General features: G+C 75.1%; 22 protein-coding genes. 7 read left to right on the top strand and 15 right to left on the bottom strand.

Annotated features, from left to right (window positions below; translation table 11 throughout):
- Positions 1–44: 44 nt before the first annotated feature.
- The gene (locus KOV94_RS15475; RefSeq protein WP_218052520.1) at positions 45–1,031 is read right to left on the bottom strand and encodes a hypothetical protein; all 987 of its coding nucleotides are present in this window, start codon (positions 1,029–1,031) and stop codon (positions 45–47) included.
- Between the two features lie 232 nt (positions 1,032–1,263).
- On the opposite strand from KOV94_RS15475, the gene KOV94_RS15480 reads away from it, so the two are divergent.
- Positions 1,264–2,166: a caspase family protein gene (locus KOV94_RS15480; protein ID WP_124342528.1), complete on the top strand. Its 903-nt coding sequence runs from the start codon at positions 1,264–1,266 to the stop codon at positions 2,164–2,166.
- A gap of 128 nt (positions 2,167–2,294) precedes the next feature.
- Here KOV94_RS15480 and KOV94_RS15485 read toward each other — a convergent pair whose 3' ends face one another.
- Positions 2,295–3,164: an alpha/beta fold hydrolase gene (locus tag KOV94_RS15485; protein WP_218052521.1), complete on the bottom strand. Its 870-nt coding sequence runs from the start codon at positions 3,162–3,164 to the stop codon at positions 2,295–2,297.
- A 153-nt stretch (positions 3,165–3,317) separates the two neighbouring features.
- On the opposite strand from KOV94_RS15485, the gene KOV94_RS15490 reads away from it, so the two are divergent.
- A complete protein-coding gene (locus KOV94_RS15490; protein ID WP_218052522.1) occupies positions 3,318–4,262 on the top strand; it encodes a DUF808 domain-containing protein in 945 nt (314 codons plus the stop codon).
- Positions 4,263–4,304: 42 nt separating this feature from the next.
- On the opposite strand, the gene KOV94_RS15495 is transcribed toward KOV94_RS15490, so the two are convergent.
- Complete coding sequence (locus KOV94_RS15495; RefSeq protein WP_218052523.1) at positions 4,305–5,030, bottom strand: GNAT family N-acetyltransferase; 726 nt, start codon at positions 5,028–5,030, stop codon at positions 4,305–4,307.
- Between the two features lie 138 nt (positions 5,031–5,168).
- Here KOV94_RS15495 and KOV94_RS15500 point away from each other — a divergent pair, with 138 nt between their 5' ends.
- Positions 5,169–6,494, top strand: a complete 1,326-nt coding sequence (locus KOV94_RS15500; protein ID WP_308160583.1) for a vWA domain-containing protein — start codon at positions 5,169–5,171, stop codon at positions 6,492–6,494.
- A 100-nt stretch (positions 6,495–6,594) separates the two neighbouring features.
- Positions 6,595–6,867 carry a dsRBD fold-containing protein gene (locus KOV94_RS15505; protein WP_124344573.1) on the top strand — a complete coding sequence of 91 codons (273 nt, stop codon included), beginning with the start codon at positions 6,595–6,597 and terminating at the stop codon, positions 6,865–6,867.
- 151 nt (positions 6,868–7,018) lie between these two features.
- Here the strand turns inward: KOV94_RS15505 and KOV94_RS15510 are convergent, their stop codons facing one another.
- From KOV94_RS15510 to gtfA, 3 genes are all read right to left on the bottom strand, one after another.
- Positions 7,019–7,894: a universal stress protein gene (locus tag KOV94_RS15510; protein WP_218052524.1), complete on the bottom strand. Its 876-nt coding sequence runs from the start codon at positions 7,892–7,894 to the stop codon at positions 7,019–7,021.
- A gap of 147 nt (positions 7,895–8,041) precedes the next feature.
- Complete coding sequence (locus tag KOV94_RS15515; RefSeq protein WP_218052525.1) at positions 8,042–8,359, bottom strand: hypothetical protein; 318 nt, start codon at positions 8,357–8,359, stop codon at positions 8,042–8,044.
- Between the two features lie 88 nt (positions 8,360–8,447).
- Positions 8,448–9,953, bottom strand: coding sequence for a sucrose phosphorylase (gene gtfA, locus KOV94_RS15520; RefSeq protein ID WP_218052526.1), 1,506 nt, complete (start codon positions 9,951–9,953; stop codon positions 8,448–8,450).
- Positions 9,954–10,118: 165 nt separating this feature from the next.
- Between gtfA and KOV94_RS15525 the strand changes: the two genes are divergently transcribed.
- Positions 10,119–10,271 carry a zinc finger domain-containing protein gene (locus KOV94_RS15525; protein ID WP_160142948.1) on the top strand — a complete coding sequence of 51 codons (153 nt, stop codon included), beginning with the start codon at positions 10,119–10,121 and terminating at the stop codon, positions 10,269–10,271.
- A gap of 52 nt (positions 10,272–10,323) precedes the next feature.
- Here KOV94_RS15525 and KOV94_RS15530 read toward each other — a convergent pair whose 3' ends face one another.
- The 8 genes from KOV94_RS15530 to KOV94_RS15565 form a co-directional block, all read right to left on the bottom strand.
- On the bottom strand, positions 10,324–10,599 hold the full coding sequence (locus KOV94_RS15530) for a hypothetical protein (protein ID WP_160142949.1): 276 nt from the start codon (positions 10,597–10,599) through the stop codon (positions 10,324–10,326).
- A 114-nt stretch (positions 10,600–10,713) separates the two neighbouring features.
- The gene (locus KOV94_RS15535; protein WP_218052527.1) at positions 10,714–11,523 is read right to left on the bottom strand and encodes an HpcH/HpaI aldolase family protein; all 810 of its coding nucleotides are present in this window, start codon (positions 11,521–11,523) and stop codon (positions 10,714–10,716) included.
- Entirely contained in the window at positions 11,508–12,293 is a 786-nt protein-coding gene (hpaH, locus tag KOV94_RS15540; RefSeq protein WP_218052528.1) for a 2-oxo-hept-4-ene-1,7-dioate hydratase, read from the bottom strand. Before hpaH ends, KOV94_RS15535 begins: the two co-directional genes overlap by 16 nt.
- 52 nt (positions 12,294–12,345) lie before the next feature.
- Positions 12,346–13,482: a 3,4-dihydroxyphenylacetate 2,3-dioxygenase gene (hpaD, locus tag KOV94_RS15545; protein WP_218052529.1), complete on the bottom strand. Its 1,137-nt coding sequence runs from the start codon at positions 13,480–13,482 to the stop codon at positions 12,346–12,348.
- Positions 13,483–13,506: 24 nt separating this feature from the next.
- Complete coding sequence (gene hpaE, locus KOV94_RS15550) at positions 13,507–15,075, bottom strand: 5-carboxymethyl-2-hydroxymuconate semialdehyde dehydrogenase (RefSeq protein WP_124343055.1); 1,569 nt, start codon at positions 15,073–15,075, stop codon at positions 13,507–13,509.
- Between the two features lie 3 nt (positions 15,076–15,078).
- Positions 15,079–15,852 (bottom strand): GntR family transcriptional regulator, encoded by a 774-nt coding sequence (locus tag KOV94_RS15555; protein ID WP_268904338.1) that lies wholly within the window; start codon positions 15,850–15,852, stop codon positions 15,079–15,081.
- Entirely contained in the window at positions 15,834–17,336 is a 1,503-nt protein-coding gene (locus tag KOV94_RS15560) for a fumarylacetoacetate hydrolase family protein (protein ID WP_124343056.1), read from the bottom strand. Before KOV94_RS15560 ends, KOV94_RS15555 begins: the two co-directional genes overlap by 19 nt.
- A 72-nt stretch (positions 17,337–17,408) precedes the next feature.
- Positions 17,409–19,061 carry a thiamine pyrophosphate-binding protein gene (locus KOV94_RS15565; protein WP_218052530.1) on the bottom strand — a complete coding sequence of 551 codons (1,653 nt, stop codon included), beginning with the start codon at positions 19,059–19,061 and terminating at the stop codon, positions 17,409–17,411.
- A gap of 158 nt (positions 19,062–19,219) precedes the next feature.
- On the opposite strand from KOV94_RS15565, the gene KOV94_RS15570 reads away from it, so the two are divergent.
- Positions 19,220–21,124 (top strand): FAD-binding monooxygenase, encoded by a 1,905-nt coding sequence (locus KOV94_RS15570; protein ID WP_218052531.1) that lies wholly within the window; start codon positions 19,220–19,222, stop codon positions 21,122–21,124.
- Positions 21,125–21,184: 60 nt separating this feature from the next.
- Here the strand turns inward: KOV94_RS15570 and KOV94_RS15575 are convergent, their stop codons facing one another.
- Complete coding sequence (locus KOV94_RS15575) at positions 21,185–22,078, bottom strand: phenylalanine 4-monooxygenase (RefSeq protein WP_124343059.1); 894 nt, start codon at positions 22,076–22,078, stop codon at positions 21,185–21,187.
- Positions 22,079–22,186: 108 nt separating this feature from the next.
- Here KOV94_RS15575 and KOV94_RS15580 point away from each other — a divergent pair, with 108 nt between their 5' ends.
- Positions 22,187–22,657: a GNAT family N-acetyltransferase gene (locus tag KOV94_RS15580; protein WP_124343060.1), complete on the top strand. Its 471-nt coding sequence runs from the start codon at positions 22,187–22,189 to the stop codon at positions 22,655–22,657.
- The last annotated feature ends 320 nt before the right edge of the window (positions 22,658–22,977 follow it).

Here is a 22,977-nt window from a genome sequence, read left to right on the forward strand (position 1 = left end):
GGCCGACGGCAGCCGCCGGTCGGGCTGACGACCGCCCGACGGGGTCAGCCGCGCCAGCTGACGGCGTGCAGCCCGATCTCGTCGACGACGCAGCCCACCGCGAGACCGAGGTCGTTGACGGCGGAGAGCACGATCGCGTCGGCGCCGTCCGGCGGGGCCACGAGGCGTGCGGGTGCCCCGGGGTGCTGCACGAACGCGTGCTGCGCGAGGCCGGCCGGCACGGTGCTGCCGACGGCGACGCCGCGGTCGTTGAGGTCGGTCACGATGCCGAACGAGGTGCCGGTGGGCGTCACGTCGGTCACGGCGGCGCGCGCGGACCAGCGGGTCGCGTGCATCACGCCGTCCGTGTAGGCGTACCCGGCGGAGCGCCCGTGGGAGTCGAGGGCCGCGGCGAGGCCGTCGCCGGTCCCGTCGCCGAGCGTCGGCAGCGTCGTGAGCGTGCCGTCGGGCTCCCAGCGCACGGGCACCTGCCGTGACTCGACCCACGCGTCGCCGACGACCTGCCCGGCGTCGTTGACGTCGTTGGCGCCGGTCGACCCGCCGAGGGACGCGAGCGGGGTGAGCACGCCGTCGCGCCACCGCCAGGCGTGGCGTTCGCCGCCGAACGTGCCGGACGTGCCGACGACCTCCCCGCGGCCGCTCACGGCGGACACGGTCTCGAACGTGTCGGCGGGGTCGGCGACGCCGATGCGGTGCAGCCGTCGGCCGTCCCAGAACGCGGCGCGGCCGTCGACGAGGCCGGCGATCTGGCCACGGTCGTTGATCGCGGCGGCGGAGGTGAGGCCGCCCGGCAACGGCAGGACGCGGCCGCGGTCGACGACGTGGGTGTCGGTGACGACGACGCCGTGGTCGTTGACGTCGACGGCGCACTCGTCGACGCCGAGGAGACGCACTCCGGGCGGGGTCGCGCCCGCGGCGGTGGGCACCGCCACGGCCAGCGCGACCGCGGTCGTGACGACGGCGAGCGCGGTGCGTGCGCGCCGGCGTCGTGCGGGTGTCCCGGGCAGCGCGACGGGCGACGGACGAGGCATGGGTTCCCCCTGACGTGGCGCCGTGGAGGTCCCCGGTGTCCTCCGGGTCCCCCGGCGCACCCCGAATGCTGCGCGTGTCACCGCGTCGTGCACAACCGTCACGAAGAAAGTTCACCTTGTCGTGGTTTCGCCCGGGCGAGAAGTGGGCGAAATCGGGACAAAGCGTCTGGACCTGCTCCGGGGACGGTGGGACGCTGGCCGGTGCAGGAACTCGACGAGGGGGACGACGACCATGACCGGCTACTCGCTGCACATCGGCCTCAACCGGGTCGACCCCGACGCCTACGGCGGCTGGGACGGCAAGCTCAACGGCTGCGTGAACGACGCGAACGCGATGCTGCGGCTCGCGACGGCGACCGGCTTCCAGCCGGTGCAGCTCCTCGACGCCGCGGCCACGTCGCAGGCGGTGATCACGCAGATCGGCGCCTACGCGCGGACCGCGGTCGCGGGGGACCTCGTGCTGCTCACGTACTCCGGCCACGGCGGCCAGGTGGGCGACATCGACGGCGACGAGCCGGACCAGCAGGACGAGACGTGGGTGCTGTTCGACCGGCAGGTCCTCGACGACGAGCTGCGGCGCATGTACGCGCAGTTCGCGGCCGGCGTCCGGGTCCTCGTGATCAGCGACAGCTGCCACAGCGGCACGGTGATCCGCGACGTCGAGCGGGACGCGGTGCTGCAGCAGGAGCGTGAGCACGACCTGGGCCTGGAGACCGGGGCGCGCGGTGGCCCGCCCGCGGTGCTGCCGCCCGCGGCAGTGGCGCGCGTCATGCCGCGCGGGGTCGCCGAGAAGGACGACAAGGCGCGACGCGCGACCTACGAGTTCGTGCAGTCGCTCGCCGGTGCGACGACCGACCAGGACGTCTCGGCGTCGGTGCTGCTCATCTCGGGCTGCCAGGACGACCAGTACTCGTACGACGGTCCGGTCAACGGCGAGTTCACCGGCACGCTGCTGCGCGTGTGGGACGAGGGCGCGTTCGCGGGCAGCTACGTGGACCTGCACCGCAAGGTCCTCGACCAGATGCCGTCGCGTCAGCAGCCGAACTTCTTCCCGATGGGCACGCCCGACGAGGCCTTCCTCGCGCAGCAGCCGTTCGCGATCACCCCGCCCGCGGGCGCCACGACGGCCTCCTGACGGCACGGCAGCAGACCACCACCGCCGGACCACCACCGCCGGACCACCACCGCCGGACGACGGTCGCGCGACGCCGCCCCGGGAGGACCTGCGCGTCTCCCGGGGCGGACCCGCGTGCGTGCCGCCCGTCAGCCCGCGGGGCGGTGCTCGGCGACCCAGCGCAACGCGTCCTCGGCTGCCGTGAGCACCGCGATGTGCCCGGTGCCGGGCACGACGCGCAGCTCGGCGTCGGGGAGGTGCGCGGCGAGCCAGCGCGCGTGCGCGACCGGCACCACGCGGTCGTCCGCGCCGTGCAGCAGCAGGACGGGCACGCGGACGTCGGCGGGCTCGAAGCCCCAGGGTGCGACGTACGCGAGGTCGTCGTCGACCAGCGGCGCCGGCCCCTGCGCGGCCGCCGGGCCGACGACCTCCTCGAACCATGCCCACGGCCCCTGCAGCGCATCCAGGTCGGCCTGCGTGAACTCGGGGTCGTACGGGTGCGCGCTCCGCTCGTACGCCTCCTTCGTCGCGCGTCCCGCCGCGGCCGCCCGCAGCGACGCGACGCCCGACGCGGCCATGCCGTCGAACCAGGCGAGCCCGTCCGCGTCGGCCGGTGCCAACCCTGCGCCGCTGACCGCCGCGACGACCCGGCCGCGCAGCAGGGCCGCGCACGCGAGCGCGTGCGGGCCGCCGCCGGAGTGGCCGATCACCGCGCACCGGTCGAGCCCGAGCGCGTCGAGCACCGCGGCGACGTCGGCGGCGGCGGAACCGACGCTGCGGTCGGGGCGGGCCGTGGACCCGCCGTAGCCCGGGCGGTCGTACGACACGAACCGCAGCCCGAGGCGCCGGGCGGGCTCGAGCATCGGCCGCGGCGGCGCCCCGAGGTTGGGCGTGCCGTGGCACCAGACGAGCGGGAGCGCGGGACGCCCGTCGGGTGCGGTCGCCGGTCCCGTGTCGTAGGCGTGGACGACGCCGCCCGGCACCGCGACGTCGAGCTCGTGGACGTGCGTCTCGCTCATGCGCCCATGCTGGCGCACGTGCGGGCCGCCCACCCGGTCGGGCGGGGCCGGCGGACGTGACGCGCCGACCGGCCTGCGGCGCCCTAGCCTTGCGCGAGGCGACCGAACGCGGCGCCACCACGGACGGCCTGCGGGCCGGTGAAGGAGATGGTGATGGCAGGCGGTCTCGCGGCCCTCCTGGACGACATCGCGGCGCTCGCGAAGCTCGCGGCGGCGTCGGTCGACGACGTGGGCGCGGCCGCGGGGCGGGCGAGCGCGAAGGCCGCGGGCGTCGTGATCGACGACACCGCCGTCACGCCGCGCTACGTGCACGGGTTCACGCCCGACCGTGAGCTGCCGATCATCCGCCGCATCGCCGTCGGGTCGCTGCGCAACAAGCTGCTGTTCATCCTCCCGGCGGCCCTGCTGCTGAGCCAGTTCCTGCCGTGGCTGCTGACGCCGATCCTCATGGTCGGCGGCGCGTACCTGTCGTACGAGGGCGCGGAGAAGATCTGGGAGCTCGTCAGCGGGCACGCGAAGGAGCACACGAGCACGCCCGCCGCGGCGCAGGGCGCCGACACCGAGAAGACGATGGTCGGCGGCGCGATCCGCACGGATTTCATCCTGTCCGCGGAGATCATGGTCATCGCCCTCAACGAGGTCGCCGACGAGCCGCTGCTCTCCCGGGCGCTCATCCTCGCCGTCGTCGCGCTCGCCATCACGGCGCTCGTCTACGGCGTCGTCGCGCTCATCGTGAAGATGGACGACATCGGGCTGCACCTCGCGGGCCGCGAGAACCGGGCGGCAGCGGCCACGGGCCGCGTCCTGGTCCGGGCGATGCCGAAGGTGCTGTCGGTGCTGTCGACGGTCGGCATCGTGGCGATGCTGTGGGTCGGCGGGCACATCCTCCTGTCGGGCGTCGACACCCTCGGCTGGCACGGGCCGATCGACGTGCTGCACCACCTCGAGGAGGCCGTGCACCACGTGCCGGGCGTCGGCGGGGTGCTCGCGTGGCTCGTCGACACCCTCGGGTCGGCGCTCGTCGGCCTCGTCGTCGGCGCGGTGATCGTCGCCGTCCTGCACCTCGTCCCGCGCCGCCGGCCGGCCGCCGCGCACTGAACGGCGCCGGCCGGGACGCCGGTCGTGGGCACCCGGACAGGGTCAGACCGCGCCGGCCCCCGGGGTGCGCAGCGCGCCGAACGCTGTCCGGCGCCGCAGGTGGAAGCCCAGGCGCTCGTAGATCCGGATCGCCCCCGTGTTGGTCGCCGCGGCGTGCAGCAGGGCCCGCTCACCGCGTGCCCGCACGTGGTGCGCGACGTCGAGCACGAGCCGCGTCGCCAGACCCTGCCCGCGGTAGGCGGGGTCGGTGCACACCGCGCTGATCTCGGTCCACCCGGCCGGCTGCAGCCGTTCGCCGGCCAGGGCGACGAGCCGGCCCTCGCGGCGGATCCCGACGTAGCGGCCGAGCTCGTGCGTGCGGGACGCGAACGGGCCCGGCTGCGTGCGCGCGACGAGGTCGAGCATCTCCGGGACGTCGCGCGCGCCGAGCACGACGGCCTCGTCGTCGGGGCGCGTCTCGAGCCGGTCGCTCTCGACGAGCTGCACCCCCTCGCCGCGGCTCGCGACCTCCCAGCCCGCGGGCAGCGTCGCCTCGGACCCGGAGAACGGGAACAGCGCGCCGGGCCCGACGAGGTCGAGGACCGCGTCCCACACGTCGGGGTGCTCCCACGACCGCACGGCCGCGAAGATCGACACTTCCGGCAGGAAGCGGCGCGCGAGCTCGTTGCCCTCCGACAGGGCGGCGTGCCGCCCGACCAGCGAGTGCCAGGCGGCGTTGTCGAGCACGTGCTCGTCGGCCAGCGGGGAAGTCGTCGACCCGACCGTCACGGATGTGTCCCTTCGTCGTGGTCCGGGCTCGCGTCCGGACGTGCGCGCGCAGGACCGTACGCCCGAACACCGGCACCGTCGTGGACCTTCCCCGCCCGTCCCGCGCAGTGAGACCGCCCGCGCCCCCTACCCTCGGTCGTGCCCCAGCTGGTGCGGCAGCGCACCGTCGTCGACGACCGAGAGGACCCCATGTCCGTCACCCCGCTGTCCGCCGGCCAGAACGCGCCGCTGCCCGACACGACCGTCCGGGTCGAGGTCACCGGCGCGGTCGACCTCACCGCCCTGGTGCTCGGCGCGTCCGGCACGGTCAGCAGCGACGCCGACATGGTGTTCTTCAACCAGACCACCGCACCCGGCGCCCGCCTGACGGGCAGCACGCTCGACCTGACGCTCGGGTCGCTGCGCCCCGGCGCCGAGCGCGTCGTGCTCGTGGCGTCGCCCGCGACCGACGGGCAGACGTTCGCCACGGTCGGCGGCGTGGCCGTCACGCTCACGTCCGGGCCGTTCGCCGCGCGGTACGCGCCCGAGGGGCTGTCGACCGAGACCGCGCTCGTGCTGTGCGAGGTGTACCTCCGCGGGGGTGCGTGGAAGGTGCGGGCCGTCGGGCAGGGGTACGCCGACGGGCTCGCGGGGCTCGCCCGGGACTTCGGCGTCGACGTCGCCGACGACCCCGCGACGCCCGCGACGCCTGTACCCCCGCCTCCGCCTGCGGCCACGCCCGCACCCGAGCCGCCCGTGTCGCTGACCAAGGGCGCCGAGAAGCTCCCCGCGCTCATGCGCGAGACGCTCGACCTGCGCAAGAGGCTCGTCACCGTCTCGCTCGAGAAGAAGGGCGCCGCCGGCCTGCGCGCGCGTGTCATCGGCGTGCTCGACGTCTCCGGCTCCACCGCCGGGCTCTACCGGCGCGGCGTGTTCACGCGCGCCGTCGAGCGGATCATGCCCGTCGCCGCCGCCCTCGACGACGACGCCGAGATGCAGATGTTCCTCATGGGCGCACGCGGCGTGCGCGTCGACGACCTCCAGGTCGGCGACCTCCCGCAGTGGCTCGAGCGCTGGACCGGCCGGCGGCCCGTCGAGGCCGGCGGCGTCAACAACGAGCGCGCCGTCATCGACGAGGTCCTGCGCTACGTCGCCACGCAGCCCGCCGACGTTCCGACGCTCGTGCTGTTCTTCCACGACGGTGGCGTCACCGACAACCGCGGCACCGAGGCCGCGATCCGCGCCGCCGTCCCGTCCCCGGTGTTCTGGCAGTTCATCGGCCTGGGCCGCTCGAACTACGGCATCCTCGCCAAGCTCGACGACCTGCGCGGCCGCACCGTCGACAACACGGGGTTCTTCGCGCTCGACGACATCGACGCCGTCCCCGACTCCACGCTCTACGACCGGCTCGTGCAGGAGTTCCCCGACTGGGTCCGCGCCTACTACCCGGCCGGTCACCCGGCGCGCGTCGCGGCAGGCCGCTGACCCGGGACCTCCGGACCACCGCCCGCCCTCACCTCCGCGGGACGATGGAGTCGTCGCCCGGCACCACCCGGCGGCGCCCGCCGACGGAGAGGAGCGGACCATGTCGCACCCCTGGGACGTGACGGTCTACCTGGTCGAGACCCCCGACGCCGCCCGCGGACCCCTCACGCAGGCCCACGCCGTGCTCGCGAGCGCCGACGGCACGACGCTCGACGGCTACGGCCGCGCGCGCGTGCCGGGGGAGACGGACGACACCACGGCGAGGCACGCGCTCGCGGTCGCGGGTGCGCTGCGCGACCTCGCGCGCCGGCTCACGCTCGAGGCCGGCGAGCGGTCCGGGCTCGAGCGCGAGGAGCTCGCGACGGCCTGCTGACCCGCACGTGCGAGGACCCGGGGCCTGTGACCCCGGGTCCTCGTCTGCCGGCGTCCGCCGGTCCGTGGCGATCGTCCACGGACCGACCGACGCCGCGGGGAGCGGCCCGCCACCTGCGGCTCACCGGCGCCGACCACCCCGTGATCGTCCGTCAGCCGTCGTCGTGCACGACGACCACCGGCACCGTCGCCTCGCGGAGGACCGCGCCGCTGACGGAGCCGAGCAGCATCCCGCGGAAGCTCCCGAGGCCGCGCGACCCGACGACGAGCAGCGCGGCACCCGTGCCGAGATGCACGAGGGCGTCGGCCGGGTCGTCGTCGACGAGCGCGAGCTCGACCTCCAGCCCGTCGTTCTCCGCGCGCAGCGCGTCCGTCACGGACGTCGCCGCGCGGTGCGTCGGGTGCTCCTCGTCGTCGGTCGCGACGGGCGGGAGGCTGCCGCGCCCGAACGGGTCGGGGATCGTCGGCCGCGCGTGCACGACCCGCAGGGGCCGGCCGAGCAGCGTGGCCTCGCGGGCGGCGAGCCGAGCGGCGACGAGCGACGCGGACGACCCGTCGACGCCGACGACGACCGCCGCGTCGACCGCCGTCGGGTGACCGGGGCCGGAGCGGACGACCGCGACCGGGCACTGCGCGTGCGCGGCGACGTGCACGCCCGTCGACCCGGTGCGCGCGCCGCTGCTCCGCACGCGCGCACCGACGACGAGCAGCGCGGCGTCGGCGCTGACGTCGCGCAGGGACGGGACGACGCGACCGTGCAGCGCCCGCGTCTCGACCGGCAGGCCGGGATGGCGCTCCTCGACCAGGCGCGCCTGCTCGTCCAGGTACTCCTTGACCTCGGTCCCGAGGTCGCGGGTGTCGACGACCGGGTACCAGCTCCACGCGATCGTCTGCCAGGAGTCGTCGAGCACGCGCACCAGCAGGAGCGCGGCGTGCCGCCGCTCGGCCTCGTGGACCGCCCAGTCGAGGGTCAGTGCGCTGTGCGGTGAGCCGTCCAGGGCGACGACCACCGGTCCGTCGGCACGCATCGCTGCCTCCTCCGCTCCGGCGGCGGCTGGGGGCCGGCTGTGCGTCGGCCTCGACGCCGCGTCCCTTCCAGGCTCCGCCGTGCGGGCCCCCGCGACCCGGGACCTGGGTCCCGAATGTGGCCGGGCCGCGCGCTGCGGCGGAGGGGCTCAGCGGCCGGGGTGCGCCGTGAGCCGACCCGTGGTGCGGACCTCGACCGGCACGCCCTCGACCACGGCGGGCACGCGGACGCCGGGGTGCACGACGTTGACGCGCAGCGCGTACCCGCCGCACCGGCGCGTCAGGCCGACACCGCACACGCCGGGCCGCCCGCGGAGGGTCGCGCAGAGCCGCTCCTGCGCGCGCCGCGCGGCGACGAGCGCGTCGTGCGACGCGACGAGCGACGGCGCGTCGCGGGCGTCCTGCACCTCGTGCTCGTCGTGCCTCTCGTGCGCGTCGTGCCTGTCGCGGCTCCCGTGCGTCGTCATGGTCCGCACCTCCCTCCTGGTCCCAGCGCACCGCGCCGACGCACGCGTGACGAGGGGCGAAGGTCCCCGGCGGGTGACCTCGCGCCCGTCACCACGTGCCGGGGAGGTCGAGCAGGTCGTCGCACGTGCCCGTCGCGCCGTCGGCGCCCGTCCACGTCACGTGCGCCGCGCCCGTCGCGAGGTCCACGTCGAGCGACGCCACCGCGGTCCGCGCGCGTCGGGTGAGCGACAACAGTGACCCGGCGAGACCGACCTCGACCCCACCGCCGAACGCGGGATGGGTGTTGCGGAACCGGCACAACGCGAGCAGCGCCCGCACCACCGGCCGGACGAGCGCGGCCGCGACCTCGTCGGGCGTGTAGCGGTGCCGGTTCACGTCCCGCCCGACGCCGGTTCGCTCCAGCAGGTCCACGTCGTTCCCGCCCGCCAGCGCGCCCACGTAGTACACCTGCGGGATCCCCGGCGTGAACAGCTGCACCGCACGCGCCGCCAGGTACCGCGCGTCGTCGCGCCCGAGCGCGTCGTAGAACGTCGAGTTCACCTGGTACAGGTCGAGGTTCGACGCCGCCGCGCCCGTGGCCCGCGCCGACGCACCACCCGTGCGCGCGTGGATCCCCTCGACGAGCTCGTCGACCTGCGACGGCGTCAGCAGCCCCGGCCGCTCGGGCTCGCCCGGCTCGACCGTCTGGTCCCGCCCGACGTCGATCACCCCGATCCCGTCGTGCGTGTCCAGGACCGTCACCGCGTTCGCCGGCCGCATCCCCAGCCACCGCACCAGCGCCGCACCGTCGCCCGTGTACAGCGCGTGCAGCACCAGCGGCGGCAGCGCGAAGTCGTACACCAGGTCCACCGACCGCCCGATCTGCACCTGCCGCTCGTAGTAGGCGTGCACCTCGACCAGCACGTCCACGCCGCGCTCGCGCGCCCGCGCCGTGAAGTCCTCGATGAACGCGAACGTCTCCGGCGTCATGAAGCACGTCGTGCCCGGCGTCTTCACCGCGTACCCGACCGCGTCCAGCCGCACCAGGCGCACGCCCGCCCCCGCGACCGCGTCCAGGATCGACGTCAGGTACGCGCGACCCGCGTCCGCGTGCACGTCGATGTCGACCTGCTGCGGCGTGAACGTCGTCCACACGTACCGCCACCGGTCCCCGAGCCGCACGGGCGTGAACGGCAGGCCCGGCCGTGGCCGGTAGATCCGCGTCAGGTCGGCCTCCGTCGCGCCGCCCGGGAACACCGACGACATCGTGAGGAACATCGACGCGTGCGGGGACGCGTCACCGCGCTCGCGGACGTCGCGGAACGCGGGGGAGTCGGCCGAGACGTGGTTGACGATGAGGTCGACGACGACGTCGTGCGTCCGCGCGAGGTCGCGCACGTCGTCCCAGGTGCCGAGCCGCGGGTCGACGTGGGTGTGGTCGACGGGGTCGAAGCCCGCGTCGGCGCCGTCGAAGGGCGTGAAGAACGGCAGGACGTGCACGCCGCCGAACACGCCGGCGAGCTCGGGGGAGCGCAGGAGCCGGGCGAGGCCGGGCAGGTCGCCCGCGAGGCGGTCGGCGTAGGTGATGAGCTGGACCTGGTCGCGCAGCGCCATGGCGTCCTCCTGGGCCGGGCCGTCGGCCGCGCGGCGACGGTGCCGCGTGACCGGCCTCGGGTCGAGCGTCCCGCGGGTGCGCCGCGCTCGCACGCCCGGCACGTCGCACGCGCGGCGCGTCGCGGGCCTGGCGTGTCGCGCGCCGCGCGACGGACACTGCCCGGCATGAGCGACGTGGTCCAGGACGAGGCCGTGACCTGCCCCCGCTGCGGGGCCGCGCCGGGGGAGCCGTGCCGGACGGCGGACCGCGTGCAGCGGCCGCCGCACCGCCGTCGGACGCTCGCCGCGCAGGAGGCGTCGCGCGCGTCGGACGACTGAGGCCGGACCGGCGCGCCGGCCGCGGCCGCGGTCGCGCGGGTGAGTGTGCGGGTCAGCGTGTGGTCGCGGTGAACCCGGCGGTCGTGCCGGGGTGGATGTCCCAGGTGCGGATGTCCTTGCCCACGCCGTCCTCGCTCTTCTCGAAGAGCCGCACGACGCCGTCGGCGTGGGCGCTGATCCCGTGGATCACGTGCGCCCCGGTCACGCCCTCGACGAAGACGGCGACGAGGCCGTCGAAGTCGCTCATGCTCGACGGGGACCGGTCGTTGACCGTGCGGACCGTGTAGGGGACGCCGGAGGCGACCAGCTCGGGGGTCGGGTACGTCATGGTGGACCTCCACCTCTGGTTGGTGGGCCGCCGCTGGTCCGGCGCTAGGTCGATGGTGGGGCACCCGGCGCGGGGAGGCGAGCCCTGCGAGGGGTCGGTCCGCCTGTCGGTCGTTCAGGCGTCCGGCGGTCGGTCGGGGGTGAACCGCGCGGCGAGGCGCTCGGAGCCGCGGGCGAGCAGGACGACGTCGGCGCCGACGGCCACGAACGACGCCCCGGCCTGCACGTACGCGTCGGCGAGGGCCGGGTCGAACGCGTTGACGCCGACGGGTGTGCCGGCCGCGCGGACCGCGTCGAACGTGCGGTGGACGGCCGCGACGACGTCGGGGTGGTCCTGCTGCCCGAGCCGCCCGAGGGAGGCCGCGAGGTCGGACGGGCCGACGAAGACGCCGTCGACGCCGTCGACCGCCGCGATCTCGCCTGCGGCGTCGACGCCCTGCGCGGTCTCGACCTGGACGACGACGGACACGTGCCGGTCGGCGTCCCGGAGGTACCCGTCGACGCGGCTCCACCGGGTGGAGCGGGCGAGCGCGCCGCCGACGCCGCGTCGCCCGTCCGGCGGGTAGCGGACGGCCTCGACGACGGCGCGCGCCTCGTCCGCGGTGGACACCATGGGGACGAGAAGGTTCTGCGCGCCGAGGTCGAGGACCTGCGTGATCAGCACGGGGTCGGCCGCCGGGACGCGGACGACGGGCGTCACCGGGTACGCGGCGAGCGCCTGGAGCTGGGCGAGCACCGACTCGAGCCCGTTGGGCGCGTGCTCCATGTCGACGAGCACCCAGTCGACCCCGGACCCGGCGCAGATCTCGGCGACGAGCGGGCTGCCGGTGCAGACCCACAGGCCGACGAGCGGCCGCGCGGCGTCGCCGTGGGCCTGCTCGGTCGCGAGGGCGTCGCGGAAGGTCGGCGTCAGTCGAAGCGGCACGAGAGCGTCCCCAGGTCGTGGAAGTCGGCCAGGACGGTGTCGCCCCGGTGCACCCACAGCGGGCGCGTGAACGAGCCGGCGAGGACGAGCTCGCCCGCGTCGAGGCGCTCGCCGTGCTGCGCGAGCTTGTTCGCGAGCCACGCGACGCCGCGCGCGGGGTGGCCGAGCACGGCGCCCGCGACGCCCGACTCCTCGACGGTCCCGTTGCGGTGCAGCAGCGCGGCGACCCAGCGCAGGTCGACGTCGTCGGGCCGCACGGGGGTCCCGCCGTGGACCATGGCGCCCATCGCCGCGTTGTCGCTGATGGTGTCGACGATCGTGCGGCCGTCGAGCGCGATGCGCGACGACAGGATCTCGAGCGCGGGGACGACGTACTCGGTCGCGCGCAGCACGTCGAAGATCGTCGCGTCGGGCCCGTCGACGGGCTCGGCGAGGAGGAACGCGAGCTCGACCTCGACGCGCACGTTCGAGAACCGCGCGTGCTCGAGGACGGCGCCGTCCTCGTGGACCATGTCGGCGAGGATCGCGCCGTAGTCGGGCTCGTCGATGCCGGTCGCGGCCTGCATGACCTTCGACGTGAGCCCGATCTTGCGGCCGACGTGCCGCCTCCCGGCGGCCAGGGCACGCCGCCGCCACTCGGCCTGCACCGCGTACGCGTCGTCGACGGTCATGCCGGGGTGGCGGGCCGTGAGCAGGGGCACGGTGGTGCGGTCGCGCTCGGCGGCGGCGAGCTCGTCGGCGATGTCGGCGATCGCGTCGGGCGTCAGCACGGGACGCCCCGCTGCGGCCGGTGCGGCTGGTGGGGTCGAGGGCGTGCGCGGGTCACAGCTGGTGCCCCAGCTTGTACTCGCCCTGCTTCCACTCGGGCAGGGCGTCGGCGTCGTCGCCCGCGCGCGTGTAGGAGAACCCGTCGGCGCCGATCGTCACGGCCATCTCGCTCGAGTCGGTGCGCGCGACGACGGGCTGCGGCTCACCGTCGAGGTCGAGCACGAGGGACGCCTCGGTGTACCAGGACGGCACGACGGGGTTGCCCCACCAGTCGCGCCGCTGGTTGTCGTGCACGTCCCACGTGACGACGGGGTTGTCGGGGTCGCCGGTCCAGTAGTCCTGCGTGTAGATCTCGACGCGGTGCCCGTCGGGATCGCGCAGGTACAGGTAGAACGCGTTGGACACGCCGTGCCGGCCGGGTCCGCGCTCGATCCGGTCGGACAGCCGCAGCGCGCCGAGGCGGTCGCAGAGCGCGAGGACGTCGTGCTTCTCGTGCGTCGCGAACGCGACGTGGTGCAGCCGCGGCCCGTCGCCGCCGGTCATCGCGGTGTCGTGCACCGTCGGCTTGCGGCGCATCCACGCGGCGTACGTCGTCCCGTCGGCGTCCTGGATGTCCTCGGTCACGCGGAACCCGAGGTCCTCCATGTAGCGCACCGCGCGCGGCACGTCGGGCGTGACCTGGTTGAAGTGGTCGAGCCGCACGAGCGGGCCGGGTGGTTGCAGGTCGTACCGCCAGGACAGCCGCTCGACGTGCGCGACGTCGTGCACGAACTCGTACGGGAAGCCGAGCGGGTCCTGCACGCGCACCGCGTCGCCGACGCCTGCCGTCCACCCGTCGCGGCGCCGCTCGACCCGGCACCCGAGCTCGGAGTAGAACGCGACGGCCCGCTCGAGGTCCTGCGGCGCGCGCACGCGGTACGTGAACGCGGCGGCCGCCGCGACGGGCCCCTGGCGCAGCACGAGGTTGTGGTGGAGGAACTCGTCGAACGTGCGCAGGTGCAGCGTCGTCGCGTCCTGCGCGGTCACGACCAGGCCGAGCACGTCGACGTAGAAGTGCCGTGACGCCGCGAGGTCGGTGACGACGAGCTCGAGGGACAGGGCGCGCAGCACGTCCGGGGGTGGCGACGTGGGGGTCGGGATGAAGCGCGCGCTCGCCGGGCGACCGCCCGGCGGCGTGGGGGTGGCGTTCACGTCGTGCGCCCTCTCTCGTCGGGTTCAGCGCGGGTCGGGGTCGTCGAGGTCGGTCGGCGGGTGCGGGGCGACCTTGCCGAACGTCGGGTTGTGCACGGGGCCGAGCGTCACGTGCACGGCCTGCTGGTGCGTGTAGAAGTCGATCGAGCGGTACCCGCCCTCGTGACCGAGCCCGGACGCCTTGACGCCGCCGAACGGCGTGCGCAGGTCGCGCACGTTGTTGCTGTTGAGCCAGACCATCCCCGCGTCGACGCCGTGCGCGAACGTGTGCGCCCGCCGCAGGTCGTTCGTCCACACGTAGGCCGCGAGCCCGTAGCGGACGCCGTTCGCGAGGGCGAGCGCCTCGGCCTCGGTGTCGAACGGGGTGATCGCGACGACGGGCCCGAAGATCTCCTCCTGGAAGATCCGCGCGTCGGGCGGCACGTCGGCGAACACGGTCGGTGCGACGTAGTTCCCGGTGGGGAACCCGTCGGGGCGCCCGCCGCCCGCGACGAGCCGCCCCTCGGTCTTCCCGATCTCGACGTACGACATGACCTTGTCGACGTGGTCGGGGTGCACGAGCGCGCCCACCTCGGTCGCGGGGTCGTGCGGCGGGCCGACGACGACGCGCCGCGCCTGCGCCGCGTACCGCTCGACGAACTCGTCGTACACCGACCGCTCGACCAGGATCCGGCTGCCGGCGGTGCACCGCTCCCCGTTGAGGGAGAACACCCCGAAGATCGTCGCGTCGACCGCCGCCTCGAGGTCCGCGTCGGCGAACACGACCGCGGGGGACTTGCCGCCGAGCTCCATCGACAGGCCCTTGAGGTGCGGCGCCGCGTTCGCGAAGATCAGCTGGCCCGTGCGACTCTCGCCCGTGAACGAGATCAGCGGCACGTCCGGGTGCCGGACCAGGGCGTCGCCCGCCTCCTCGCCGATCCCGTGCACAAGGTTGAACACGCCGGTCGGCAGGCCCGCCTCGGCGAAGATCCCCGCCCACAGCGACGCCGACAGCGGCGTGAACTCCGCCGGCTTCAGCACGACCGTGTTGCCCGTCGCGAGCGCCGGGCCGAGCTTCCACGACTCGAGCATGAACGGGGTGTTCCACGGCGTGATCAGCCCCGCGACCCCGATCGGCTTGCGGTTCACGTAGTTCAGCTGCCTGCCCGGCACCTTGAACGCGTCGTCCGCCTGCGCCACCACCAGGTCCGCGAAGAACCGGAAGTTCTCCGCCGCCCGGCGCGCCTGCCCGAGCGCCTGCGTGATCGGCAGCCCCGAGTCGAAGCTCTCCAGCTCCGCCAGCCGCGCGTCGCGCGACTCGACGACGTCCGCGACCCGGTGCAGGACGCGCGAGCGCTCGCGGGGGAGCATCCGCGGCCACGGCCCCTCCTCGAACGCCCGCCGGGCGGCCGCGACGGCGCGATCGACGTCGGCCGCGGTGCCGCGCGCGGCACGCAGGTACGTCCGGTTGGAGACGGGGTCGAGCACGTCGAACGTCCCGCCGTCGGTCGAGTCGACGTCCTCGCCGCCGATGTGGTGCCGCACCCGGTCCGGCAGGTCCGCGGGCACGTGCGCTTCCGCCGGTGCGCCGGGTCGGTCGTCCGTGGTGGCCATCGCTCACCTCTCCGGGGATGTCGCACCGGCGGGCGCCGGCGCCTCGTCGGGGTGCTCGCGGGCCAGGTAGGCCGCGAGCGTCGCGGACCGGTGCGCGCGCGCCGCGCGCTCGACGTCGGCCGGCGACGCACCCGACGCGACGAGGTCGAGCAGCGCCTCGTGCTCCCGCACGGACTCGCGCGCCCGGTCGGGCACGAACGTGAACGTCGAGTCGCGCAGGTGCCCGAGCCGCGCCCACTCGGCGTCGACCAGCGCGAGCAGCCGCGGGTTGGGGCACGCCGCGAACAGGACGGCGTGGAACCGGTGGTTGAGCGACGTGAACGCCCGCGGGTCGAAGTCGTCGAGCTGCTCGACGAGCCGCCGGTTGACGCGCCGCGCCTGCGTCACGTGCTCCGCGGTGAGGTGCGGGGCTGCCAGCGCGGTCGCGGCGCCCTCGAGCATCGCGAGCGTCTCCATGCTGTGCCGGTACTGGGTGTCGTCGATCAGGGACACGCGCGCGCCGACGTGCCGCTCGAACGTCACGAGCCCCTCCGCCTCGAGCCGCCGGATCGCCTCCCGCACCGGCACGACGCTCATGTCGAGCTCGTCCGCGATCGTGCCCAGCACGAGCCGGTGGCCCGGCGCGTACTCCTCGCCCGCGATGCGCTCGCGGAGCCACCGGTACGCCTGCTGCGACTTGCCGGCGCCCGCCGACGAGGCCGCCGCGCCGACGGGCGTCCGCGACCCGGCCGTCGGCGCCCGGCCGGCGGGGGAGGCGTTCACCGGGTGCGGCGCCACGCGTCGTACCTCGCTCTCCACGTCGCGTCCATCGGGAACAGCCCGTCGACCGCGTGCCCGGCGGCGACCTGCTCCGCGACCCACGCGTCCTCCTCCTCCTGCGCGAGCGCGGCGTCGACGACCTCCGCGACCAGCGCCGGCGGGATGACGACGACGCCGTCCGCGTCGCCCACGAGCACGTCGCCCGGCTCGACCGTCGTCCCGCCGCACGCGACCGCGACGTCCGTGTCCCACGGCACGTGCAGCCGTCCCAGCACCGCCGGATGGGCACCCGCCGCGTACACGGGGATGCCGACGGCCGCGACCGCGTCCCGGTCCCGCACCGCGCCGTCCGTGACGATCCCGGCCGCACCGCGCACGTGCGCGCGCAGCGCGAGGACGTCACCGAGCGTGCCCGCGTCCGCCCGACCGCGGGCCTCGATGACGAGCACCTCACCGGGACCGACCGCGTCGAACGCGCGCTTCTGCGCGTTCTGCCCGCCGCCGTGCCGGGCGAACAGGTCCTCCCGACCGGGCAGGAGCCGCAGCGTGCGTGCCGTGCCCACGAGCCGCGTCCCCGGGCGCAGCGGGTGCACCCCGTCGACCGTGACCCGGTCCAGCCCTCGCCTGCGCAGCTGCCCGCTCAGCGCGGCGACCGGCACGCGCGCGAGCTTCTCGCGCAGGTCGGGCGTCAGGGCGCCCGTCTCCCGCTGCGGGTCGAGCCCGGCGGCCGCCCGCGACCCCCACGCCTCGGCGCGCTCGTGGTCGTCGACGGCGGGCAGCGCACCGACGCCTGAGTCGAAGGCGTGCGTCCCCTCGACGACCGTCGTCGCCAGCCGGCCCGTCGTCGGCGAGCCCGGTGCGTCGGGCGCGTCCACCTCCACCTCCACGACGTCGCCCGGCCGCAGCACCGACGACCCCGCCGGCGTCCCCGTGAGGATCACGTCGCCCGGCTCGAGCGTGAGGTGCTGCGACAGGTCGGCGACCAGCTGCGCGAGCGGGAAGATCAGCCCTGCGGTCGTGTCGTCCTGCCGCAGCTCACCGTTGACCCACGTCCGCACCCGCAGCCCCGCCGGGTCGAGCGGCGCGGCGTCCAGCAGCCGCGGACCGAGCGGCGTGAACCCGTCCCCGCCCTTCGACCGCAGGTTCGACCCGCGGTCCGCCGCACGCAGGTCGTACAGGCCGAGGTCGTTCGCCGCGGTCACCCACCCGACGTACCGCCACGCGTCCTCGACGCGCACCCGCCGCGCCGCCGTCCCGATCACGAGCGCGACCTCACCCTCGAACGCCAGCAGCTCCGTCCCCGCCGGACGCTCGACCGTCCCACCCGACGCCGCCACCGAGCTCGACGGCTTCAGGAAGTACGACGGCTGCGCCGGCCGACGCCCCCGCTGGTCCGCGCGCGACCCGTAGCTCAGGTGCACCGCGACCACCTTCCCCGGGCGCCCCGGGAGCGCGGCGAACCTCGGGTCCACCCCGTCGCGGCTCGTGACCTGCTCGGACATCCGCACCTCGCGCCCTTCGTCTGACGGAACCGGTCGGTCCGCGGGCACCGTGCGCTCGCGGACGCGTGCTGCTCAGCTGTTCGCCCGCACGATCTCCTCCTGGTACGGCGCGACGACGCCGGGCGACACGACGAGGTCGAGCAGCAGGAAGGGGCGCTCCGCGGCGGGCCGCGCGGCCCAGTCGGCGAGGGCGTCGAGGTCGTCGAGCGTCCGCACGGTCACGCCGTGCGCCCCGACGGCGGTCGCGAGGCCCGCGAAGTCGACCGCGGGGATGAGCATGGGCTCGCGCACCAGGCCCTTGCGCCCGTACACGTGCACCTCGGCGCCGTACGCGGCGTCGTTCCACACGACGGCCATCCCGCGCCCGCCCGCGACGCGCACGGCGGACTCCAGGTCGGCCAGCGCCATGAGCCCGCCCCCGTCGCCCGACGTGAGCACGACCGTCGCGTCGGGCCGGGCGAGCGCCGCGCCGACCACGCTCGGGAAGCCCAGCCCGATCGACTGGAACGCGGTGCCGACCATGATCATCCGGTCGGGCGACGCGACGGGCCAGTACATGTTGGCCCACGCGATGAAGTGGCCCCCGTCGGAGACGACGACCCGGTCGGCGGGCAGGAGCGCCGCGATGCGCGCGGCCGCGGAGCGCGGGTCGAGACGCCCGTCGGGCGCGACACCGGTGCCCGCCTCGTGCACGCGCGCGGCGGCGACGTCGACCGACTCGCGCCACCCGCTCGCCGGCACGCCCAGCGCGCCCAACGCGTCCAGGACGGCGGCGGCGACCGTCGCCGCGTCGCCCCGCACGAACCCGCCGACGTGCGGGTGCGTCGCCGCAGGCGCGACGTCCACCTGGAGCACGCGCGTGCCGGGCGCGAACAGCTCGCCGAACCGCATCGTGAACTGGTTGAGGGACGCCCCCACGACGACCGCGACGTCCGCCTCCCGCACGAGGTCCATGGCCCCGCGCGCACCGAACCCGCCGGCCACGCCCAGGTCGAACTCGGGCCGGGGGAAGACGCCCTGGCCCAGCGCGGTCGTGACCGTGAGCGCACCCGTCGCGTCCGCGATCCTCCCCAGCACGTCGCCCGCGCCCGCGAGCCACGCGCCCCGCCCTGCCATGAGCAGGGGCCGCCGGGCCGACGCCAGCGCCGCCGCGACGTCCCGCACCGTCGCCTCCGCGAACGGGCCGCGCGGCGCGAGCGGACCCGGCAGCCGCGGCTCGGGCACCTCGGGCACCGGACCCGCGTCGAGCGTCGCCACGTCGTAGGGGATCGCCAGCACCGTCGGGACGTGGTACGTCAGCGCGTGCTCGACCGCGATCGCCGTCGTCGCCGCCGCGTCGGCACGTCCCACCGTGTACGTGCGAGCCCCGACCGCCGACGCCATCGCGATCTGGTCCACGTCCCACGGGCGCGGCCCCGACGTCGGCTCGTCGCCCACCACCAGCACGAGCGGCACGTGCGCCTGCACCGCCTCGGCCAGCGCCGTCAGCGTGTTCGTGAACCCCGCGCCGTACGTCGTCGTCGCCGCCGCGAGCCGCCCCGACGCCCGGTGGTGCGCGTCCGCCGCGACGACCGCCCCCGACTCGTGCCGCACCGGCGTGAACGTCGCCGACGTCTGCCGCGCGAGCGCGTCGAGGAAGTGCGCGTTGCCGTTGCCCATGACCCCGAACACGTGGTCCACGTGCGCGGCGAGGGTGACCGCGGCGTGCGCGGAGACCGAGGGCATCGCCGACCTCCTCGTCGAGCGTCGGACCCACGCCGTCGTGGGGCCGTCCGCTCGGCACTCTATCCACCGCCGTATACGATCCGCACGAGGGAGGTCCGCGCGACCGACCGGCGCGCCACGCCTCCCACCTCGACAACGACGTCCGGGGGAGTCGCACCATGCAGTTCCACCACCACGGCTACGTCTCGGGCGACCCCCGGGTCCAGCCCGCCGCCGGCGTCGGCCTCGACCGCCCCGACGACCTGCCCGACGAGGTCGACGTCCTCGTCGTCGGCACCGGACCCGCCGGCATGATCGCCGCCGCCCAGCTCTCCCAGTTCCCCGACGTCACCACCCGCATCGTCGACCGCCGCCCCGGACGCCTCGCCATCGGCCAGGCCGACGGCATCCAGGCCCGCAGCGTCGAGACCTTCCAGGCCTTCGGCTTCGCCGGACGCATCGCCGAAGAGGCCTACCGCATCACCGAGATGTGCTTCTGGCACCCCGACCCCGCCGACCCCACCCGCATCGTCCGCGGCGAACGCCCGCCCGACGACCCCTCCGGCATCAGCGAGTTCCCCCACCTCATCGTCAACCAGGCCCGCGTCCTCGACCACTTCGCCGAGTACATGGCCAACGCCCCCACCCGCATGCGCCCCGACTACGGCTACGCCTTCCGCGACCTGCACGTCGCCGACCACGGCGACCACCCCGTCACCGTGCACCTCACCCGCACCACCGGCGACGACGCCGGCACCGACAAGACCGTCCGCGCGCGCTACGTCCTCGGCGCCGACGGCGCCCACAGCGACGTCCGCCGCGCCATCGGCTGCGTCCCCCGCGGCGACAGCGCCTTCCACGCCTGGGGCGTCATGGACGTCCTCGCCGTCACCGACTTCCCCGACATCCGCCTCAAGTGCGCCATCCAGTCCGGCACCGGCGGCAGCATCCTGCTCATCCCGCGCGAGGGCGGGCACCTCTTCCGCATGTACGTCGACCTCGGCGAGGTCCACCCCGACACCCGCGACGCCGTCCGCGCCACCACGATCGACCAGATCGTCGACCACGCCAACGCCATCCTGCGGCCCTACACCCTCGACGTCCGCTCCGTCGCCTGGCACAGCGTCTACGAGGTCGGCCACCGCGTCACCGACCGCTTCGACGACGTCCCCCTCGACCAGCGCGGCACCCGCACCCCCCGCGTCTTCATCGCCGGCGACGCCTGCCACACCCACAGCGCCAAGGCCGGCCAGGGCATGAACGTCTCCATGCAGGACGGCTTCAACCTCGCCTGGAAGCTCGGCCACGTCCTGACCGGCCGCAGCCCCGAGACCCTCCTCACCACCTACTCCGCCGAACGCCAGGTCATCGCCCAGAACCTCATCGACTACGACCGCGAGTGGTCCTCCCTCATGGCCCGCAAGCCCGAGGACCTCGACCCCGGCGAGCTCGCCGCGTTCTACGTGCGCACCACCGAGTTCCTCTTCGGCTTCATGACGCAGTACCCGCCGTCCATGCTCGTCGGCGACGCCACCCACCAGCGCCTCGCCACCGGGTTCCCCCTCGGCAAGAGGTTCAAGTCCGCCCCCGTCGTCCGCGTCGCCGACGCCAACCCGCTGCACCTCGGCCACCAGCACCGCGCCGACGGCCGCTGGCGCGTCTACGCCTTCGCCGACCGGCCCGCCGCGGGGGAGCGGTCCGCGCTCGCGGACTGGGCCGGCTGGATGGCGACGTCGCCCGACTCACCCGTCCTCGCGCACGCACGCGAGGGCGACGCGCTCGACGCGCTCCTCGACGTCAAGGTCGTCTACCAGCAGCGCCACGTCGACGTCGACGTCACGCGCGTGCCCGCGCTGTTCCTGCCGCGCACCGGCCCGTTCGACCTCGTCGACTACGAGAAGGTCTTCGCGGCACTGCCCGACGACGACGTCTTCGACGCGCGCGGCATCGATCGCGACGGGTGCGTCGTCGTCGTCCGCCCCGACCAGTACGTCGCCGCCGTCCTCCCGCTGGACGCGACCGCCGACCTCGCGGCGTTCTTCCGGCAGCACCTGCTCGTGCAGGGGCGCGAGCCCGTCGCCTGACCTCGTCGGGGGCTGCGCGACGAGCCGCCGCAGGGGCCGGCCCGCCGCGCGCACCGGCCGTCAGACGCGTGCGGCCTCGCGCGCGAGCCGCGCCGGCGTCTCGTCGTCGAACTCCGCGAAGAACCCGCCGACCCGGTCCGTGAGCTCACCCATCCCGTCGCACGCGAACAGGACCGGCTGGTAGTGGCTGATGTCGTACGCGAGCGTCGCCATCTGGTGGAAGTCGACCGGCCGGATGTCCGCACCGCGGAACTCCTCGATCTCCCCGTACGACGACAGCAGCCCAGCCCCGTACGCCCGCAGCTCGCCGCCCTCGTACATCACGCCGAACTCGATCGTGAACCAGAAGACGTCCGCCACGTACTGCAGCCCCTCGGGGGTCTCGCACCGCCGCGCGGCCTCGCCGGCACGCCGCTTGACCTCGGCGATCGCCGGGTTCGCGAGGAGATTGCAGTGCCCGACGACCTCGTGGAGGATGTCCGGCTCGGGCGTGTAGAGCGGCTGCGACGCGTGCCGCAGGTACTGCGTCGAGTGGAAGACCCCGTCCGCGAGCGACCCGTAGAACACGTCGAGCGGCACCAGCCCGGCGGCCGGGTGCAGCCGGAACCCGCTGAGCGGACCGAGCCCCGCGCTCACCTCGTCGAGCTGCGGCACGTGGTCCGTCGGCAGCGCGAGGGCCTCCTTGCCCTCGAGGTACCCGCGGATCGCGAGCCGCTCGTGCTTCGGCGCGAGCTCCCGGCACACCGTCTCCCAGATCCGGTTCTCGGTGTCGGTGTACTCCACGCGCGGCACGGGGTCGCCGGGCCGCCACGCGAGCGCCGGGGCGGCGATCTCGTCGCGTCGTCGCCGGTACTCGTCGTCCTTCGCACCGGGATGGTCGTCCGCGAGGTGAACCCTGGCCTTGCCGTCCTCGTCCGCGGTGACGGGGGCGTACAGCTGGCCCTCTTCGAACATGCGACCCGTTCTACGCCCAACGCCGCGCCGACGCATCCCCCGGTCGTGCGCCCCGGCCGCCGCGGGTGCCCGTACGGGATGCGCCGCCGGCGTCGCTAGCCTGGCGTGATGCCCCCGACGATCCGTCCCTACGCGTCGGACGACGCGCAGGCCACCCTCGACGTGTTCCTCGCCGCGATCCGCGTCACCGCGGCCGCGGACTACACGCCGGAGCAGCTCGCCGCGTGGGCGCCCGACGACGTCGACCTCACGGCCTGGGCGCACCGCCGGGCCGCGCGGCGCACGGTCGTCGCGGAGGTCGACGGCCGCGTCGTCGGCTTCACCGACGTCGACCCGGGCGGGTACGTCGACATGATGTTCGTGGACCCCGCGGTCGGCCGCACGGGCGTCGCCTCGGCGCTCCTCGCATGGGCGCACGAGACGGCCCTCCGCGACGGCGCGTCGACGCTCACGACCCACGCGAGCCTCACCGCGCGCCCGTTCTTCGAGGCGCACGGCTTCGTCGTCACGGCCGAGCAGCACCCGGTCCGGCGCGGCGTGACGCTCACGAACTTCGCCATGGCGCGCCGCCTGCCCTGACACGTCGTCGCAGGTCGAGCGGTACATCGGGGCGGTAGTACATCAGCCTGGGGACTCTTCAGCGCGCATCTGGGTGCACCCCGATGCGCATTCGTACGCACATCGTCAGGCACGTCTGCGGTCATCTCTCGATCGACGCGATGGATCGATGGGCGCCACGAGCAACGCTGTCTCGTGACCGATCTGACGGAGGCACTCGATTCGCACCGGTGGCGGCCGCCGTCGGCCCGCCTCCACCACCTCTCGACCGAGACAGCACGAGGCGGTTCCACCGTCGCCCTAGGTGTACTGACCCGCTGCGTTGTTGACTCGGTCGATGG

This window comes from Cellulomonas algicola (genome assembly GCF_019024305.1).
GTDB lineage: Bacteria > Actinomycetota > Actinomycetes > Actinomycetales > Cellulomonadaceae > Cellulomonas > Cellulomonas algicola.

Coding starts and splice junctions, on each gene's coding strand:
- KOV94_RS15475 (WP_218052520.1), bottom strand. CDS start 1,031: ATGCCTCGTCCGTCGCCCGTCGCGCTGCCCGGGACACCCGCACGACGC.
- KOV94_RS15480 (WP_124342528.1), top strand. CDS start 1,264: ATGACCGGCTACTCGCTGCACATCGGCCTCAACCGGGTCGACCCCGAC.
- KOV94_RS15485 (WP_218052521.1), bottom strand. CDS start 3,164: ATGAGCGAGACGCACGTCCACGAGCTCGACGTCGCGGTGCCGGGCGGC.
- KOV94_RS15490 (WP_218052522.1), top strand. CDS start 3,318: ATGGCAGGCGGTCTCGCGGCCCTCCTGGACGACATCGCGGCGCTCGCG.
- KOV94_RS15505 (WP_124344573.1), top strand. CDS start 6,595: ATGTCGCACCCCTGGGACGTGACGGTCTACCTGGTCGAGACCCCCGAC.
- KOV94_RS15510 (WP_218052524.1), bottom strand. CDS start 7,894: ATGCGTGCCGACGGACCGGTGGTCGTCGCCCTGGACGGCTCACCGCAC.
- KOV94_RS15515 (WP_218052525.1), bottom strand. CDS start 8,359: ATGACGACGCACGGGAGCCGCGACAGGCACGACGCGCACGAGAGGCAC.
- gtfA (WP_218052526.1), bottom strand. CDS start 9,953: ATGGCGCTGCGCGACCAGGTCCAGCTCATCACCTACGCCGACCGCCTC.
- KOV94_RS15525 (WP_160142948.1), top strand. CDS start 10,119: ATGAGCGACGTGGTCCAGGACGAGGCCGTGACCTGCCCCCGCTGCGGG.
- KOV94_RS15530 (WP_160142949.1), bottom strand. CDS start 10,599: ATGACGTACCCGACCCCCGAGCTGGTCGCCTCCGGCGTCCCCTACACG.
- hpaE (WP_124343055.1), bottom strand. CDS start 15,075: ATGGCCACCACGGACGACCGACCCGGCGCACCGGCGGAAGCGCACGTG.
- KOV94_RS15560 (WP_124343056.1), bottom strand. CDS start 17,336: ATGTCCGAGCAGGTCACGAGCCGCGACGGGGTGGACCCGAGGTTCGCC.
- KOV94_RS15565 (WP_218052530.1), bottom strand. CDS start 19,061: ATGCCCTCGGTCTCCGCGCACGCCGCGGTCACCCTCGCCGCGCACGTG.
- KOV94_RS15570 (WP_218052531.1), top strand. CDS start 19,220: ATGCAGTTCCACCACCACGGCTACGTCTCGGGCGACCCCCGGGTCCAG.
- KOV94_RS15575 (WP_124343059.1), bottom strand. CDS start 22,078: ATGTTCGAAGAGGGCCAGCTGTACGCCCCCGTCACCGCGGACGAGGAC.
- KOV94_RS15580 (WP_124343060.1), top strand. CDS start 22,187: ATGCCCCCGACGATCCGTCCCTACGCGTCGGACGACGCGCAGGCCACC.